General features: G+C 35.4%; 18 protein-coding genes. 11 read left to right on the top strand and 7 right to left on the bottom strand.

Annotated elements, in window-relative coordinates:
* The first annotated feature begins 100 nt into the window (after positions 1–100).
* The 6 genes from FW778_RS10180 (at position 101) to FW778_RS10155 (ending at position 5,632) form a co-directional block, all read left to right on the top strand.
* The gene (locus tag FW778_RS10180; protein WP_150414600.1) at positions 101–1,399 is read left to right on the top strand and encodes an aminopeptidase P family protein; all 1,299 of its coding nucleotides are present in this window, start codon (positions 101–103) and stop codon (positions 1,397–1,399) included.
* Positions 1,396–2,166 carry a CDP-alcohol phosphatidyltransferase family protein gene (locus FW778_RS10175; protein WP_150414599.1) on the top strand — a complete coding sequence of 257 codons (771 nt, stop codon included), beginning with the start codon at positions 1,396–1,398 and terminating at the stop codon, positions 2,164–2,166. Before FW778_RS10180 ends, FW778_RS10175 begins: the two co-directional genes overlap by 4 nt.
* A complete protein-coding gene (purS, locus tag FW778_RS10170) occupies positions 2,163–2,408 on the top strand; it encodes a phosphoribosylformylglycinamidine synthase subunit PurS (protein WP_150414598.1) in 246 nt (81 codons plus the stop codon). The genes FW778_RS10175 and purS overlap by 4 nt, the downstream gene beginning before the upstream one ends.
* A 49-nt stretch (positions 2,409–2,457) precedes the next feature.
* Positions 2,458–3,123 (top strand): 16S rRNA (cytidine(1402)-2'-O)-methyltransferase, encoded by a 666-nt coding sequence (gene rsmI, locus FW778_RS10165; protein ID WP_150414597.1) that lies wholly within the window; start codon positions 2,458–2,460, stop codon positions 3,121–3,123.
* A gap of 104 nt (positions 3,124–3,227) precedes the next feature.
* A complete protein-coding gene (locus tag FW778_RS10160; RefSeq protein ID WP_150414596.1) occupies positions 3,228–5,099 on the top strand; it encodes a M1 family metallopeptidase in 1,872 nt (623 codons plus the stop codon).
* The gene (locus FW778_RS10155) at positions 5,093–5,632 is read left to right on the top strand and encodes a GNAT family N-acetyltransferase (protein WP_150414595.1); all 540 of its coding nucleotides are present in this window, start codon (positions 5,093–5,095) and stop codon (positions 5,630–5,632) included. The genes FW778_RS10160 and FW778_RS10155 overlap by 7 nt, the downstream gene beginning before the upstream one ends.
* Here FW778_RS10155 and rsmG read toward each other — a convergent pair.
* Together rsmG and FW778_RS10145 are read right to left on the bottom strand one after the other, a co-directional pair.
* Positions 5,619–6,251, bottom strand: a complete 633-nt coding sequence (gene rsmG, locus FW778_RS10150) for a 16S rRNA (guanine(527)-N(7))-methyltransferase RsmG (RefSeq protein ID WP_150414594.1) — start codon at positions 6,249–6,251, stop codon at positions 5,619–5,621. The genes FW778_RS10155 and rsmG overlap by 14 nt on opposite strands.
* A 31-nt stretch (positions 6,252–6,282) precedes the next feature.
* Complete coding sequence (locus tag FW778_RS10145; RefSeq protein ID WP_150414593.1) at positions 6,283–7,416, bottom strand: glycosyltransferase; 1,134 nt, start codon at positions 7,414–7,416, stop codon at positions 6,283–6,285.
* 124 nt (positions 7,417–7,540) lie between these two features.
* Between FW778_RS10145 and tgt the strand changes: the two genes are divergently transcribed.
* On the top strand, positions 7,541–8,680 hold the full coding sequence (gene tgt, locus FW778_RS10140) for a tRNA guanosine(34) transglycosylase Tgt (RefSeq protein WP_150414592.1): 1,140 nt from the start codon (positions 7,541–7,543) through the stop codon (positions 8,678–8,680).
* Positions 8,681–8,868: 188 nt separating this feature from the next.
* Positions 8,869–9,876 (top strand): LysM peptidoglycan-binding domain-containing protein, encoded by a 1,008-nt coding sequence (locus tag FW778_RS10135; protein ID WP_202552177.1) that lies wholly within the window; start codon positions 8,869–8,871, stop codon positions 9,874–9,876.
* An 8-nt stretch (positions 9,877–9,884) separates the two neighbouring features.
* Here FW778_RS10135 and fmt read toward each other — a convergent pair whose 3' ends face one another.
* Together fmt and FW778_RS10125 are read right to left on the bottom strand one after the other, a co-directional pair.
* Positions 9,885–10,817 carry a methionyl-tRNA formyltransferase gene (gene fmt / locus FW778_RS10130; protein ID WP_235906191.1) on the bottom strand — a complete coding sequence of 311 codons (933 nt, stop codon included), beginning with the start codon at positions 10,815–10,817 and terminating at the stop codon, positions 9,885–9,887.
* Positions 10,818–10,849: 32 nt separating this feature from the next.
* Entirely contained in the window at positions 10,850–12,073 is a 1,224-nt protein-coding gene (locus FW778_RS10125) for an exo-beta-N-acetylmuramidase NamZ family protein (RefSeq protein ID WP_150414590.1), read from the bottom strand.
* Positions 12,074–12,274: 201 nt separating this feature from the next.
* On the opposite strand from FW778_RS10125, the gene FW778_RS10120 reads away from it, so the two are divergent.
* A complete protein-coding gene (locus FW778_RS10120; protein ID WP_150414589.1) occupies positions 12,275–12,706 on the top strand; it encodes an FKBP-type peptidyl-prolyl cis-trans isomerase in 432 nt (143 codons plus the stop codon).
* Positions 12,707–12,754: 48 nt separating this feature from the next.
* Here the strand turns inward: FW778_RS10120 and FW778_RS10115 are convergent, their stop codons facing one another.
* Entirely contained in the window at positions 12,755–13,999 is a 1,245-nt protein-coding gene (locus tag FW778_RS10115) for an MFS transporter (RefSeq protein ID WP_150414588.1), read from the bottom strand.
* An 8-nt stretch (positions 14,000–14,007) separates the two neighbouring features.
* Positions 14,008–14,640: a deoxynucleoside kinase gene (locus tag FW778_RS10110; protein WP_150414587.1), complete on the bottom strand. Its 633-nt coding sequence runs from the start codon at positions 14,638–14,640 to the stop codon at positions 14,008–14,010.
* Positions 14,641–14,883: 243 nt separating this feature from the next.
* Between FW778_RS10110 and FW778_RS10105 the strand changes: the two genes are divergently transcribed.
* Both FW778_RS10105 and FW778_RS10100 read left to right on the top strand, forming a co-directional pair.
* On the top strand, positions 14,884–15,996 hold the full coding sequence (locus FW778_RS10105) for an ABC transporter permease (protein WP_150414586.1): 1,113 nt from the start codon (positions 14,884–14,886) through the stop codon (positions 15,994–15,996).
* 14 nt (positions 15,997–16,010) lie between these two features.
* A complete protein-coding gene (locus FW778_RS10100; RefSeq protein WP_202552176.1) occupies positions 16,011–16,535 on the top strand; it encodes an SRPBCC family protein in 525 nt (174 codons plus the stop codon).
* On the opposite strand, the gene bioA is transcribed toward FW778_RS10100, so the two are convergent.
* Positions 16,532–17,821 (bottom strand): adenosylmethionine--8-amino-7-oxononanoate transaminase, encoded by a 1,290-nt coding sequence (gene bioA, locus FW778_RS10095; protein WP_202552174.1) that lies wholly within the window; start codon positions 17,819–17,821, stop codon positions 16,532–16,534. The two genes, FW778_RS10100 and bioA, sit on opposite strands and share 4 nt — an antisense overlap.
* Positions 17,822–17,886 lie beyond the last annotated feature (65 nt).

The raw sequence follows: 17,886 nt of genomic DNA, 5'->3' as shown, positions 1-17,886 counted from the left end.
AAAAATATTATTTTTTTAATGTGTAAACCATACATGCAATGTATGGTTTGAAACGAAAATCTTTTTATCATGTATATTGCAATCCATAAATTTTCATTTCATGAAATATCTTCCTCTTAATCCTGAGATATTTATCCAGAACAGGAAAAGATTTACCGCTAAAATGGAGAAAAATTCTATCGCCATTTTTAATAGTAACGATGAGTTGCCAACTAATGGCGATGCTTTATATCCGTTTGTTCAAAATGCCGATCTGTTTTGGCTTTCGGGTATTACACAGGAAAATTCAATGGTAATTTTATTTCCCGATAATCCTGATCCGAAATATCGTGAAGTATTAGTATTAGTAAGGCCTGATGAATTAAAGGAAAAATGGAATGGCCACCAGTTACGTATAAACGAAGGCCAGCGTATTTCAGGGGTGCAAACCATTATTTGGCTTGATGCATTAGACGGAATGCTTCAGCCATGGATTCACCTCGCTGATACTATTTATTTAAATACAAACGAAAACGACCGGAAAGCAAATTTGGTTCAGGTAAGAGATTATCGCTTTGCAACGGATATGCGTAGCCGTTACCCGTTACATAATTATAAGCGTAGTGCAAAAATTTTAAAACAATTAAGGGCAATTAAAACTTCATTGGAAGTAGAAGTGATTCAAAAAGCAATTGACATTACTGATAGCACTTTCAGGCGGCTGCTGAAGTTTATAAAACCCGGCGTAATGGAATATGAAATAGATGCTGAAATATGGCATTCATTTTTATCACAAAGGGCTACAGGACCGGCTTACGGAAGTATCCTTGCCAGCGGGGACAATGCGAGGATATTGCATTATGTTGATAACAACCAGCAATGCAAAGACGGGGATCTAATCTTGATGGATTTTGGCGCAAGCTATGGTAATTATAATGCCGATCTCACGCGAACAATACCTGTAAATGGTAGGTTTGGAAGAAGGCAAAAAACAGTTTATAATGCATGTCTTCACTTGCATCACTATGCTGCATCTATTTTAAAACCGGGCATCAGCATTAATGATTATACTGAGAAAATTGGAGATGAAGCTACCGTCATTTTCCAAAAAATAGGGCTGTTGAAAAAATCGGATATTAAAAATGAAGATCCGGCAAACAGGGCTTACAGAAAGTATTTGTATCATGGTATTTCTCATCATTTGGGAATCGATGTTCATGATCTCGGAACAAAGAATGAACCTATTAAGCCGGGAATGGTTTTTACAATAGAACCCGGGATTTATATTGAAGAAGAAAAGATGGGCGTGCGTATTGAAAATAATTTCTGGATAACAAAAAATGGAAATACAGACCTGATGAAAAATATTCCGATTACTGTTGAAGAAATTGAAACGTTGATGAAACAATCCAATTCATGAAACAAATTCCAAACATTTTTACACTGCTTAATCTCTTTTTCGGCTGCATGGCAATTGTGTTTGCGCTGCAAACTGATTCTGTAATAATTTATTTAAATGATGAATTTAACAGCAGTTTTAATATTCCTGAAAAACTTACCTGGGCAGCGATTTGCATTATCATTGCGGCAGTTATAGATTTTTTAGATGGGTTCGTTGCACGCCTGCTAAAAGCTACTTCGTCGATGGGTAAACAGTTAGATTCGTTAAGTGATGTTGTTAGCTTTGGTGTTGCCCCGGCAGTGATTATTTACCAGTTGCTGAGATTTAGTTTTGCAAGAGAAGAAAACGGCCTGAATGTTTCAATAGCGTGGCTGGTACCTGCATTCATATTAAGTTGTGCTGCCGCGTACAGACTGGCTAAGTTCAACTTAGACGAATCGCAAGGCATAATTTTCAAAGGTGTTCCTGTACCTGCGGTAGGGTTATTAGTTGCCTCTTTTCCACTTATTCTTCATTTTAATACTATTACTTCTTTTAATAACCTGCTTATTAATAAATGGGTTTTATACGGGTTGATTTTAGTATTAAGTTATCTTATGGTTTCTAATTTGAGGATAATGTCTTTAAAATTTTCTGATTTTACTTTTAAAAATAATTTTCCAAAAATTACATTATTAATTATTGCAATTATTACTGCCATTTTTTTACAATGGATTGCAGTACCGGTTGTTTTTATATTCTATATAATATTATCTCTTTCAACAATTAAAACGAAAAGCGAATGAATTTTCTTGCTGAAATAAAAATAATGCCGCTAAAAGAATTGTTAGATCCGCAAGGCAAGGCCGTTATGGGCGGGCTTTCTAATCTTGGTTTAAAAAACATTGAAGATGTAAGAATTGGAAAACACATCCAGTTAAGTATAGAAGCTGATAATGCCGTGGAAGCGAAACAAATTGCAGAAGAGGCTTCGAAAAAACTACTGGCAAACCAGGTTATGGAAGAGTATACAATACAAATTACGTGATATGGTTTTTTGCATCATATATCATACATCGTAAATCGTACATTACTTAATGCTCTACATCGTTCCATCGCCCATTGGTAATCTTGCTGATATTACATTCAGGGCAATTGAAATACTAAAGGCAGTTGATTTGATCCTGGCGGAAGATACAAGAACTTCGGCTAAGCTTCTACGTTATTATAATATTGAAAAACCTACAACCCCTTATCACCAGCACAACGAGCATAAAATTTATAATCATTTAATTGATCAGTTAAGTGCAGGCAAAACGATGGCATTAATTACAGATGCCGGTACGCCGGGAATAAGCGATCCCGCATTTTTACTGGTCCGTGAGTGTATCAAAAATGATATTAAAGTTGAGTGTCTTCCCGGCGCAACTGCTTTTGTACCTGCATTGGTAAATAGCGGGTTACCCATGAATAGCTTTTGTTTTGAAGGTTTTTTGCCTTTAAAAAAAGGAAGGCAAACTTTTTTAAAAAAAATGGCTGAAGAAGAGCGAACCATGATATTTTATGAGAGCCCGATGCGATTGGTAAAAACTTTAAAAGATTTTATAGATTATTTTGGCGAAGAACGGCAATGTTGTGTGAGCCGAGAACTAACAAAAGTTTTTGAGGAAAATAAAAGGGGAACATTGCGGGAAGTACATGGTTACTTTAATGAAAAAAATGTAAAAGGTGAGATTGTGATTGTGGTGGAAGGGAAAAATTAAGTTTAGTCATTCAAAGAATTTAACTTCAATTCTCCATGAGTTTTGTTTTTTTTATAACTTCTATTTTACGAAGTTTGCCCTCGCATTTTTAATATTTTAATTGCATGAAAAGAATTAGTCTGGTTATTATTTTTAATTTGGCATTTGTCGTATTTGTTTCCTCTCAACCCAATCGTTGGCAGCAACACGTGAAATATAATATGAATGTAGATGTTGATGTGAATACCAATCGTTTTACTGGCGTACAAAAATTAGAATACACTAACAATTCTCCCGATAAGTTGAATCGTGTTTTTTTCCATTTATACTGGAACGCATTTCAGCCGGGGAGTGAAATGGATGTGAGAAGTCGGGAGTTGGGTAAAATATTAATTAATGGTAGACCAGACTGGGACTCACGTGTAAGAGACCGTATTTCAAAACTGACGCCCGAAGAAATAGGTTATCAAAAGATAAAATCTTTAACACTAAATGGAGTGGAGCAACCCATGAAGGTGCATGGTACCATTTTGGAAGTTGATCTTACTAAACCAATTTTGCCAAAAACAAAAGTAAACTTTCAACTAGTTTTTGAAGCGCGGGTCCCGCTGCAGATAAGAAGAAGCGGTCGCGATAATGCTGAAGGTATAAGATATAGTATAAGCCAATGGTATCCCAAGATGTGTGAGTATGATTATGAGGGATGGCATCCTACACCATATGTAGCGCGGGAGTTTTACGGTGTTTGGGGAGATTATGATGTTACAATAAAAATTGATAAAGCGTATAAGCTCGCCGGAACAGGGATATTGCAAAACGCTGCGTCTATTGGTTGGGGTTATGATAAGCCGGGAACTCCTTTAAAAGATATTTCTTCCGCAAAACGTACATGGCATTTTATCGGCAATAATGTACACGATTTTGTTTGGGCTGCAGACCCCAATTATGAACATATTGTAAGAAAACAGGATGGAGTTATTTTAAACGTTGTTTACAAAAAAGTTGACTCACTTGAAAAGAAATGGCAAACCGTTGCTGATGCTGCGGTTACTGTTTTGCCTTATATGGAAAAGCGTTTTGGAAAATACCCTTATCCGCAATATTCATTTATACAAGGTGGTGATGGCGGCATGGAATACCCGATGGCCACCTTGTTAAGGGGCCCCGGACTGGGGGGTGTTTTTCACGAATGGATGCACAGCTGGTACCAGATGATGCTGGGCACTAATGAAAGCCTCTATCCCTGGATGGATGAGGGCTTTACGAGTTATGCAGAAGCAGAGGTAACAGCTTATTATGATAAGGCAATGAACATTGAACCCAGTGAAAGACAAAAGGCTCTTCCTTTGAATCATGCGGGTGCTTATAATGGTTATTATTTTTTAATGAAACAAAAGCTGGAAGAACCCCTAACGACGCATTCGGATCATTACAATACCAACTTAGCTTATGAAATAAACGCCTACTCAAAAGGAGAAATGTTTCTGGAGCAGCTAGGCTATATCGTTAGTGATTCGGTAAGAGATAAAATTTTATTGGAATATTATAAGCTATGGAGATTTAAGCATCCCAATGCATCCGATTTTATGAAAGTAGCACAGGATGTGAGCGGAGTACAACTTGACTGTTATAAAGAATATTGGATCTCCACTACCAAGAGCATTGATTATGCGATTGATAGTCTTTGGGGCGAAAATGGAATTTCTAAAATACGATTGAGAAGAATAGGTCAAATGCCTATGCCTATTGATCTTCAGCTTACTTTTAAAGATAGTAGTAGGGAAATCCATTATATTCCATTGGACCTTATGTTTGGAGATAAACCCGCAGAAGGGAAAGGACCATTTATTGCTCATAGCGAATGGAACTGGACTAACCCGACCTATGTTGTTGAATTTAAACATCCGCTTACTGATTTGGTGCTTGTTGAAATTGACCCAACAAAAAGAATGGCGGATGTTGACCAAAAAAATAATACACTTAAACTGAATTGGTAAAAGAAGCCTTGCATATTCGAAGAGCGGTTGCAGATGAAGCTAAATTAATTGCTGAATTAAGCGCAGTAACATTTTTTGATACTTTTAATGGAACTTGTACTGACGAGGATATGCAGGGGTTTATTGCCGGGTATTTTAATGAGAAAAAGGTTTTTGAAGAATTAAGTAATGCAGATGACTTTTACTTTATTGCATTTGTAAATGGAAATATTGCAGGATATATAAGAATGAAAGAAGAAATAAGCGATGTTAAAATTATTAACCGGCATAAAGCAATTGAATTAAAAAGAATTTATGTTTTAAAAGAATACCATTCTAAAAAAATTGGTGCTGCATTAATGAACTTTGCTTTGGATTTTGCTGCTGAAAAAAATTATGAATTAATCTGGCTGGGTGTTTGGGAACACAATGAAAGAGCAAAGTCTTTTTACAATAAGTTTGGGTTTATAAATTCGGGAGTTACACATCCTTTTCCGATAGGAAATACACCGCAGACTGATGTATGGTTATACCGGTTTATTAAGGAGAACTAACCTGCAATATATATTTCTTTTTAAAAAACTCTTCTTCAAATATTTTTTCTATCTCCCATATCCTGGGGCGGCAGCCACTTTCAGCTATTTCATTATTCAGGTCGCCACCTTTTAAGCAAATAAGACCGGTTATTTTTTTAGGCTGATCAACGGGTTTCTTTTTTAATAATGGCTTACTCCAGTACCAAAGATCTTTTAATGGCGCTACAGCCCTTGATACAACCACATCAAATTTTTTATTATGAATATCTTCAGCCCGTGTATGCTGCACTGTTACATTCTTTAAATCTATTGCAGCAGTAACTGCTTCTACAACTTTTAATTTTTTATTAATGCTATCTGCTAAGTGAAAACGTACTTTAGGAAAAAATATAGCTAATGGAATCCCGGGAAAACCGCCGCCGGTGCCAAGATCCATAATATCATAACTATCTGGAAAATTAAATTGAGTTGCTATGCTTAATGAATGTAACACATGGTGCTCATAAAAATTATCAAGGTCTTTTCTTGAAATAACATTTATTTTTTGATTCCATTCAGCATATAAATCTTTTAGTGCTGCAAATTGGTTTATCTGCTTCTCTGTAAAATCAGTAAAATATTTTGTTAGGATTTCCATTGTCATGAAGTTCACTAATTAATGGCTAGCTCTATTTCCACGTGCCTTTAGGCTTTTTAAAAATAGCCGTTGAAAATAACAGGTAATAAAAAAACATCCAAATATCCAGGAGTAAATACCAGGGAAATAAATCTCTCTCATCCAGCTTTCTGGTTACTTTAAATAAAATAATTCCCTGTATAAAAAAACGAATTCCAAAAATAATCAGCGCCTGTTCCCAATCATAAAATAATATTGACAGAATAAATAATGGATAAAAAAGAAAATGAGAAAAAGCATATAAGCCCAATAAGAATTTATGAATTGCCTTATAATATTTGCTCGTTGAATAATGCCTGTTCTTTTGTCGAATCCATTGTTTCCATGTTTTTGGTGGTTCAGATAGAGTAAATGCATCTTTATCAATTACAATGGCTGTATTCTTTTTTGTGGCAGCTTTATTAATAAAAAGGTCGTCATCGCCACCCGGAACATGGTTATGAGATGAGAAGCCTTTATGCCTGAAAAAGACACTTTTTTTATAACTAAGATTTCTTCCTACGCCCATGTACGTAAGGCCTGCTTTGGCATACGAAAGATATTGCAAGGCTGTATGCAACGTTTCCCATCTTACCAGCTTATTAAAAAATCCTTTCTTTTTATGCAATGCGCCATAGCCTAAAACAATTTCAGTTCCATTAGTAAAACCTTCCTGCATTTTTTCAATCCAGAACTCACTTGCAGGAACACAATCTGCATCCGTAAGCAAAACAATTTCGTGTTTGGCAGTTTTAATGCCTATGCTTAAAGGAAATTTTTTTCCGGGAATAAATCTTGCTTCCTGCGTTAATTCAATTAGATGTAATTGTTTGTATGTTCGCTGGTATTCTTCAAGTATATATTTGCTTTCATCAAATGAGTTATCATTAACAACAATAACTTCGTGGGTAGTCCGGTATTGTTGAATTAATACACCCGGTAAATTTTTTACGAGATTGCCCGCTTCGTCGCGTGAGCAAATTATAACAGAAACAGGATGCGTTTGTGAAATTAATTTTGACTTTGATTTATAAAAAGCCAGCCGGGCAAAGAAAAACAGGTAATAAAATACCTGTATAAGCGTAATTAAACAAAACACCAGGAAAAGAATATTTTCCCAATGATGCACATATTCAGTCAGTTTCATCGAATGCAAACATAACTACTTCTTTCTATACACAAAATATCTGGCGTCATTTAATGAGCTTAATCTGTTACTTATTTTTTCGAAACTATATTTGCGTTCTCTTGTATTAAAAGAAATAAAGTTTATGGCTGCATTACAATTTCAGCTTCAACATAATGATAGCCAATCGAAGGCAAGAGCCGGGAAAATTATTACTGATCATGGTGAAATTAGTACGCCCATTTTTATGCCTGTTGGTACTGTCGGAAGTGTGAAAGCTGTAACCCAGCAACAATTGGCAGATGATGTAAAAGCTCAAATTATTTTAGGAAATACATATCACTTGTATTTGCGCCCGGGACTGGAAGTATTAGAGGCTGCTGGTGGATTACATAAATTCATGAATTGGCAGAAACCAATCCTTACCGACAGTGGCGGTTACCAGGTATTTTCGCTTACTGGTACCCGTAAGTTAACTGAAGAAGGAGCGATATTTCAAAGCCACATTGATGGTAGTAAACATTTATTTTCTCCGGAAAAGGTAATAGATATTCAACGGATAATTGGCGGTGACATTATTATGGCTTTTGATGAATGCCCTCCAGGCGGAAGTGAATATGATTATGCCAAAATTTCAATGGAATTAACGCATCGCTGGCTTGACAGGTGTTTTAACCGGTTTAATACTACGGATAACAAATACGGTTACACGCAGAATTTGTTCCCGATTGTGCAGGGAGGTACACATCATGAATTACGAAAGATATCATGCGAATATGTTTCCTCCATGGGAGCGACAGGAAATGCCATTGGGGGACTGAGTGTTGGTGAACCTACTGAAAAAATGTACGAAATATGTGAGTTTTGTTGCAATAATCTTCCTGTTAACAGGCCGCGTTATTTAATGGGAGTAGGCACTCCCTGGAATATACTGGAATGTATAGCTTTAGGAGTTGATATGTTTGATTGTGTTATGCCCACGCGAAATGGGAGAAACGCTATGCTTTTTACAAGCAATGGCGTAATCAATATTGATAATAAAAAATGGGAAAAAGATTTCTCTGCCATTGATGAAGGAATTGTTTGTGAAATAAGTAATTACTATAGCAAAGCTTATTTGAGGCATTTAATTAAATCAAAAGAAATATTGGGATTGCAGATTGCAAGTATTCATAATCTTGCATTTTATCTGGATATTGTTACAAAAGCAAGAAAACATATAAGTGATGGAGATTTTGTACAATGGAAAAATGAAATGAGCGTTAGATGGCAACAACGATTATAAAATTTATTTTAACTTTTAATTTAACATCTGAAAGTATATTTGAATTAAGTATTGTTTATAAAATTTTAACGAAAAGGTTCTAGTGGTGATTTTATTATAAATTTTTTTATCCCATCTTTGTAAACAACGGTATGAGAAATTATAAAATATCAAATACTTGTTTTCTAATATCAGTAAAACCTTTAGTTATGGTGAAATGGGTAAGTATTTTTATGGCCCTTTTTTTTGTTAGCAATATTTCTTTTGCCCAAAAAAATGGCCTTATAATAGAAGGAACTACACCTAATTTGTATCTCATTCACAAAGTAGTACCTAAAGAAAACTTTTATAGTATCGGGAGATTATATAATGTTACTGCAAAGGGCTTAGCCTCTTATAATAACCTGCAATTTGAAAATGGTTTAAGCGTGGGAGAGTCTATTAAAATCCCGCTGACTGAAAATAATTTTTTACAATCAGGCTCCGCAGGTAGTGGTGAAGCACTCATACCTGTTTATCATCCAGTTCAGCCAAAGGAAGGATTATACAGAATTAGTATTAAGTACAATAAAGTTCCACTTACAACTATAAAAAAATGGAATCATATGCAGTCGGATGCTGTAAGTGCTGGTACACCTTTGATTGTCGGTTACCTTAAAGTAAATAAAAATGAATCAGCTTTGGCAGGTAAAGCAATAAAGCCCAATGGCGATGTTATGAATGAAAATGCTGAACCAAAACCAGAGCCGATTAAGCCTGCTATAAATCCTGAAAGGCTCCCACCTGTAAAAGTCCCCGATGCAGATAAACAGGAAAAAAAGGATATTACAACTCCAGAAACAGACGAGCCTAAAGTTACGGTAACAATTGAAAACACGAAGAGTAATATTAATTTTTCCGGAGGATTTTTTAAAAAATTGTATGATGACCAGTCAGAAAAAAAATCTCCTGTAAGTGCCAACGGCACCGGGAGTACTTTTAAATCTACCAGTGGCTGGCAGGATGGAAAATATTATTGCTTTAGTAATGATGCTCCTCCCGGTTCAGTTATTAAGGTAACCGATAATGCAACCAATAAAAGCGTTTATGCTAAAGTGTTAGATGCTATACCTGATATAAAACAAAATGCAGGGCTTACAATTATTATCAGCAATGCTGCTGCAGAAGAATTAGGTTCTGGAGATAAATTTGATTGTGCTTTGAGCTATGTGAAGTAATTAGCCATTTACATTCTCCAGCCTCTTAAAAAATCTTCAACATACATTTTTTTCTTTCCTTCCAACTGTAATTCTTTTAGGGAAATGTAGCCATTATTACAGGAAAATTTTAAATAGGTTTTACTATCCGTAATTAGTTCACCCGGATTTTCTTTTATGTTAGTTATTTCTTTTTGTACATTAAATATTTTTAATTTTTTTCCTTTTAAAAAAGTAAAGGCTGTTGGATATGGTGATAGTCCACGAATGAGATTATAAACTTCATCAACACTTTTTTCCCATTTTATTTCACACGTTTCTGTAAATATTTTTGGAGCATGACGCAAAGAATGACTGTTGAGGGATGATGTTTGAGTTTGCTCTGTTTCTTTAAGATTTTTATTTACCAACTCATTTATAGTTTGTAAAAGCAAATCAGCCCCAATCTCCTTCATCCGGTCATGTAATTCACCGGCATTTTCTTCATCCCCTATTGTGATTTTTTGTTGCAATAAAATATTACCGGTATCAATTTCCTGTTGAAGTTTAAATGTAGTTACACCAGTTTCTTTCTCTCCGTTAATAATTGCCCAATTAATTGGAGCAGCTCCCCGATACTGTGGTAACAGAGAGCCATGAAGATTTATAGTGCCCATTGGTGGCATGTTCCAGACTACTTCGGGCAACATGCGGAACGCAACAACAACATGCAAGTCTGCGTTCAGTTCTTTTAATTCATTAATAAAAGCGGGGTTCTTTAATTTTTCCGGTTGAAGAATTTTTAAACCTTTTGATAATGCATATTTTTTTACAGCGCTTTCATTCATTTGTAGTCCCCGTCCTGATGGTTTATCAGGCGCAGTAACTACTGCTACGATGTTATAACCTGCGTCAACAAGTCTTTCTAAGGAAGGAACTGCAAATTCAGGGGTCCCCATAAAAATAATGCGGAGTTTTTTCATTGATTTATCTATTCAGCCAATCATTTAATTTTTCATTCAAAATCCTTGTACAACAAGTATTTCTTTCTTATTTTTTTAAAATTATCCAAACCTGGTTTCCAGCTTTTTCTTATCTCATTTTCTGAAACACCATCTTTAATTTGTTGCATCAACACATCATTTCCTGCAAGCCGGTTGAATCCTTGTAAAAAGAAATTTTCTTTGTCAGGAAATAATTTATAGGCCTGTATAATCCATTTCAACTGAATTTTATTATCTATCTTTTTTAGGATCTCTTGCGGAGTTCCTGAAAGATTCCATCCATAACAAACTTCACCATAATGCTTGTTGCTTTTTGCGCCTTCTGTGGGATGTGGCGTAAATGAATAAAGATTTTTTGGTAAGGATGGCGCACCAAAAATTTGAAATGGTTTATAAGTTCCCCGGCCTTCACTTAATGTAGTTCCTTCAAACAGACATGTAGTGGGATAACAGTAAACAGATTGTATAGAAGGCAAATTGGGTGATGGTTTTACCGGTAAAATATATTTGCTTTTATGATCATAATTTAAACATTTTATTACTAAAAAATGAAACGGTGTATCGGCAGAATTTTTTGCATGTAAATAATACTCATATTTCTTATTAGCAGCATCCGATAGCCATTTTTCACCCGAGACCATAAAAGCATACTCACCTATCGTCATACCATACACGATGGGGATTGGGTTCATTCCTACAAAGCTTTTAAATTTTGGATCGAGCACTGGCCCGTCTACATAAAAACCATTAGGATTAGGCCTGTCAAGTATCAACAACGGCTTTGAGTTTTCCAATGCCGCTTCCATATAATATTGCATGGAAGAAATAAAAGTATAAAACCTGGTACCTACATCCTGTATGTCGAAAATCATTACATCTACGTCTTGTAAATCTTCCGGTGTTGGTTTATTATGTTTGCCAAATAAGCTTATAATTTTTACACCCGTTTTTTTATCTATGTCATTGTCAACTTTTTCACCGGCATCAGCAACCCCTCGGAAGCCGTGTTCCGGGCTAAAAATCCTAATCACTTTTATTCCTCTTTTTAATAAAGTATCAACAAGATTTGTGTGATGCACTAATGATGTTTGATTGGCAAAAACAGCAACAGATTTGCCCTTTAGAAAGGGCAGATATACGTTCATCCTTTCTGCGCCGGGAATAATTCTTTTTTGAGAAAATACCTGACTTAATAGAATAAAAAAACAGGTTGTGAGTATTATTTTCTTTTTCATTATCCAAATTTCATTAAAAAATGGTTATACGGTCCGCTTAAATATATTATGAAAATCGCTTTATAGGTTATAATTTTTTTATAAATTACATATAACAATGTCCTTGGGTTTGACGAGACAAACATTTATTAGTTTCTTTGTTGAAATCGCAGAATAATTTAACTAAAAAAACTTCAATCTTAAATTTACAAACATAACAATATGAGTAAAGCGAAAAAAGGTGATGTTGTAAAAGTGCATTACAAGGGAAAATTAAATTCAGGCGAGCAGTTTGATTCTAGTGAGGGACGTGAACCGCTTGAGTTTACAGTAGGTGCAGGCCAAATGATAGCGGGTTTTGATGCGGCCATTCCGGGAATGGTTGTTGGTGAGAAGAAAACAATCGTTATAGCACCTGAAAATGCATATGGTAATAAAAATGAGGAAGCGATTATAGAGTTTCCCAAATCAAGCATTCCGCCCGATATGAAACTGGAGCCTGGCATGAAGTTACAATTGCGTAACGAAGCAGGTCATCCGATACCCGTAATTGTTACTGAAGTAAAAGATGAAGTTGTAATTCTTGATGCCAACCATGAACTTGCAGGTAAGGAATTAGTTTTTGATATTGAACTGGTAGAAATTTCTGAATAAGTGAATCTAACGTGCGGGGCTAAACGTTTTACTAAGCGGAAAAAGGAATTAATATTCCATTTTTCGTAAGGTGGGCGCTTTAAACCATGTAGCAATAACTACCAGTAAGGTCATAGAGCCGCCAAATATTACAGAGGGAACTGTCCCCATTAGTTTAGCCATTACACCGCTTTCAAACTGCCCGAGTTCATTACTCGAGTTTACAAACATAGATGTTACGCTCATTACTCGTCCACGCATGTTGTCCGGTGTTTTTAATTGAGTAATTGTTCCTCTTATCACGACACTTATTCCATCAAGCATTCCGGAAATAAGTAATGCAACAAATGAAAGGACGAAAATTTTTGAAATGCCGAATATGATAATACATATTCCGAAACCTGCTACCGCCAATAATAATTTTTTGCCCTGTTTTTTCTGCAAAGGAAACAAAGTAAGTATGACAACTATAAATATAGAACCGAGGTCTGCTGCACCATTGAGAAATCCAAAACCTTGCGGCCCAACCTTTAAAATATCTCTGGCATAAATTGGTATTAATGCAACAGCACCCCCAAATAAAACAGCAAAAAGATCCAAAGAAATAGCGCCCAATAACTCTTTTGTTTTAAATACAAATCGTAAACCTTCGTTTACACTTTCCCATGTACGAACAACCCCTTTAATATTACCAGCCGGTTTCTTTTTAATTTTTATTAAGAAAAAAAATGCAGTAGTTATTAGGCAGCATACGGTGATTAAAGTGCCGGTAATTCCTGCACCGGCTATTAAAAATCCACCAACAGCATGACCTGTTACAGAAGCAGAAAGCCACGTTCCCTGGCTCCATGTTGTTGCATTTTGAAGATGAACCCTGGGAACCATATATGCGATCATTGCGCTGAAAACGGGCCCTGTAAAGGCTCGTATAATTCCAGTACCAAATATTACAGTATAGATGCAAATAGCGATCCAGTGATTGCTTAAGTGGCTTGCAGTGAATTTGCCCGATATAAAAACTAAAATAATAGCCGCTATAATATAAAGAATAATACCTCTAAGGAGCAATTTTTTCTTCTCACTCTGATCAATAACATGGCCGGCATATAGCGCTAATGAAACAGCAGGAACCACTTCAGATAAGCCAATTAATCCAATTGCAAAAGGATCATTGGTTAGAAGATAAATCCACCATCCTACAAGAGTCGCCATCATCCTAAGCCCCATGATAAAAACAAATCTTCCCAACAACAGGTTACGGAACTCTGTTATTTTTACAGACGCAAAAGGACTATTTTTTAAGACTGAATTCATAGTTTCATTTAGGGGAGTTGCAGGTAATGCTGGCCCTGGTCGTAATCATTGTTAAGCGCTTCTAATACGGTATTTAAATGTTTTTCATTTCCTAAAAAATCTGCTTCTGATGCATCGATAAATAAAGTTTTAATATTATGCTGTTTTATATATTGTGTATAGGTTTCCTGCAATGAAAAAAGATATTCTGTGGCTATACCTTGTTCGTAGAAACGATTACGTTTCCTGATGTTTTCTTTTAATTTGGTTACCGGTGCATGTAAATATATCAATAGGTCAGGCTGAACAAGTTGCGGATTAATAATGTCAAATAATTTCTGATACAATAAAAATTCTTCTTCCGGTAAATTTACTTTGGCAAACAAAAGACATTTTGTAAATAAATAATCTGAAATAGTTACATGCTGAAACATATCCTTCGTTTGCAAAAGATCTTTCAACTGCTTATATCTTTCAGCCATAAAAAAAAGTTCCAGCGGAAAGGCATACTGTTGCTGGTTTTCATAAAACTTTGGAAGAAACGGATTGTCTGCAAATTCTTCTAATATTAATCTCGCATTCAGGCGCTTGCTGAGCAAATGTGCCAACGTTGTTTTGCCAGCTCCAATGTTTCCCTCAATGGTAATGAAATTATATTTCATGGGTGATTAACCAGGTGCAAAAATGAGAGATGTTTATGGACTCCTTTTACAAATGATTTGAAAATATTTTAAAAATCAAAAATAACAACTGAAAAATTAAATATGCGAAATGAATTTCGACTGGCTGCAAAATTTGGTGACCTTGTAAGGCGAATTTTAATACCGGGGAATCTTCCACAATAAACAATTTTTTTACTTTTATTATTTCTCCAATAGATTTGCTTTTTTTCAATTAACCTACTCATGAAGCCATATAGCCAGCTAAGGGCAATGTTAGCAATAACAAAGGCCAGTTTCCGTGCAATTTTCAGGAGCCCGTCTGCGGTAATCTTTGGATTTGCTTTTCCACTAATTTTTATTCTTGTATTTGGTTTTATCGGCGGAAATGGCAGAACACAAACTTATAAAGTTGCCATTGAAGAAAATGCAGACACCGCTAATGCATTGTACAAAGCATTAGTAAATACGCAGGGGGTTTCTATAATAAGGTATAAGGATAAGGATTCATTGACGGATGATATGGAAAAAGGAAAACTGGCTGGGATTATAAATATTCAAAAAAATGTATCCGGGAATCCTCCCTATAATTTTACATTAAAAAGTACCAATTCCAGTAATGATAAATGGCCTCAATTTAAAACTTTGGTTGAAAGTGTAATTAATCAATTAAGTAATCAATTTTATAGAGATCGCCCGGCTTATGCCAGTTTCGATTTTGATCCTAAAAGAGATATTTTTGAAATAAGACAATACAAAAGCATTGACTTTATTCTTCCCGGCCAGCTTGGATTTTCTTTGCTGGCCTCAGGCGTATTTGGCGTGGCGTTTATGTTTTTTAATCTTCGAAATACCCTGGTATTAAAGAGATTTTTTGCCACACCCATAAGCAGAACGCATATTATTTTAGGCGAAATGTTAAGCCGTGTCTTATTCCAAATACTTACCGCAATAGTAATAATTCTGTTGGGACATTTTTTCTTTGGCTTTACTTTAATACACGGGTTTAATACATTTTTTAACATGCTTGTTTTGAGTTTTATTGGCCTGATTGTATTTATGGGATTTGGTTTTATAGTAAGCGGACTAGCAACAAGCGATAACACAATTCCTCCGTTTGCCAATCTTATAACACTTCCGCAATTTTTAATTGGCGGAACGTTTTTTTCAGTGAGCGTTTTCCCCGTGTGGCTGCAATGGATTGCTAAAATAATGCCGCTTACTCATCTTAATGAAGCGCTTCGGGATGTGGCCTTTGAAGGAAAAAGCCTTTGGGATGTTAAAATAGAAATTGGCATTTTATTACTTTGGGGGGTTATTGTATATGCAGTAGCAGTAAAGGTTTTTAAATGGGAATAAATTATCGTACAAGTATGCGCCGAGCTAAATTATTTTTTATTGCTGTTTTAATTTTGATAGGGTTTTTATGTTTGATTACAGTTTTCCTTCCTTCTCAGATCACCATTTCAAAATGGGTTACTATTAACGCAAATGATAATGCAGTAGCAACACAGATAAATGATTTTAATAACTGGAAAAACTGGTATCCGGCTTTTCAAAACAAAGAGATAACAGTAAATATATCGGAACAGGATAATAAACCTGTCGCTATACTTACTAATGAAAATAAAAAAGAAATATCGTTGTCTTTATTGAAATCTTCGCCTGAAAATATTATTGTTCTTGTGGCTGAAGAAAAGGGGAATACAAAAACATACCAATTTGTTTTGTTACCTAACGGCACAGGGCAAACGCAACTTACCTGGAATGTAAATATGCAATTGGGTTGGTATCCGTGGCGAAAATTTGCCGGCATTTTTCTTGATAAAGTCACCGGGCCGAAATATGAAGCAGCTTTGCAGAATTTAAAAATAGCCGCGGAGAAAAATGTTCCTTAATCTTTTTTAATTATGGATTCCAGGAAACCTGTTATCACGCTGTGCACTTTTTTTAATTCTTTTTTTGTAATACAATAGGGGGGCATTATATAAATTGTATTTCCTAACGCCCGCAGGTAAACGCCATTTTGTAAACAATAATCAGTAAAGAAGGAGCCGATATTATGCAGGTAGTTATCATTTTCATTTGTTTGAACCTCGAAGGCGCAGATGGTTCCCACGTGACGTAAATTTTTAACGATATTTTTTTCTTTAAATAATTGTATCGTATTTAAAAAATTCTTTTGTTGGATTACAATTTCCTCAATTCTTTCTATGCATTTTTTCTTTTGAAGCAGAGTAAGACTGGCAAGGGCCGCCGTACAAGCTAATGGGTTGGCGGTAAAAGAATGCCCGTGAAAAAAAGTTTTCATTTTGTCATCACTCACAAAAGCGTCATACACATCTTGGGTGCAGGCCGTTACCCCCATTGCCATTGTTCCCCCGGTGAGGGCTTTGCTGAGGCAAATGATATCTGCCTTTTGTGTTAGATAATCTCCTGCAAAAAAACTTCCGGTACGGTAAAACCCCGTAAGCACTTCGTCAGCAATACAAATAACGTTTTCTTTTTTCATTATGGTTAAAAGAGAATCCAGATTGTTTGGATCATACATTCTCATTCCACCTGCGCCCTGCAATAAAGGTTCATAAATAAAACAAGCGATTTCATTTTTATATTTTTCAATTTGCTGCTGCAGTTGCGGAATGTTCTTGCCGTCGGGTGTTTCAATAAAAATTACTTCAAACAATTTATCCCTGAACGCCAAAGTAAAAGTGCCTCTTTCACTAACGCTCATAGCTCCAAATGTGTCGCCGTGATATGAATGATTGAATGCAAGGATTTTATTCCTGTTTCCTTCGCCTTTATTCATCCAATATTGAAGCGACATTTTTATCGCTACTTCAGTCGCCGTTGATCCATTATCGCTATAAAATATTTTTGAAAAATTGCCGGGTAAAATTTTTAATAATTTTTCGGCAAGCTTAACTGCGGGTTCGTGAGTAAATCCTGCAAATATTACCTGCTCCAGCTTCTTGGCCTGCTTGTATAATTTTTTTGCAATGTATTTGTTGCCATGTCCATGGATGGTAACCCACCAACTGCTTATTGCATCTATGTATTGATTCCCGTTTTCATCATATAAAATCGTCTTTTCCCCTTTTACTATTGGGATAGAAGGAGAACGATTTTTTTGATGCGTATAAGGATGCCATATAAATTCAAAATCTTTTTCAATCAAACTCATCTTAATTGTTTTAGGATTGCTTCAAAGTTAGTTAATCGGTAATTTCTTCTTTTGAATAAAATAAT

Origin of the sequence: Ginsengibacter hankyongi (assembly GCF_008710285.1) — a bacterium.
Classification (GTDB): domain Bacteria; phylum Bacteroidota; class Bacteroidia; order Chitinophagales; family Chitinophagaceae; genus Ginsengibacter; species Ginsengibacter hankyongi.
This window is presented reverse-complemented; position numbering and strand designations above follow the sequence as displayed.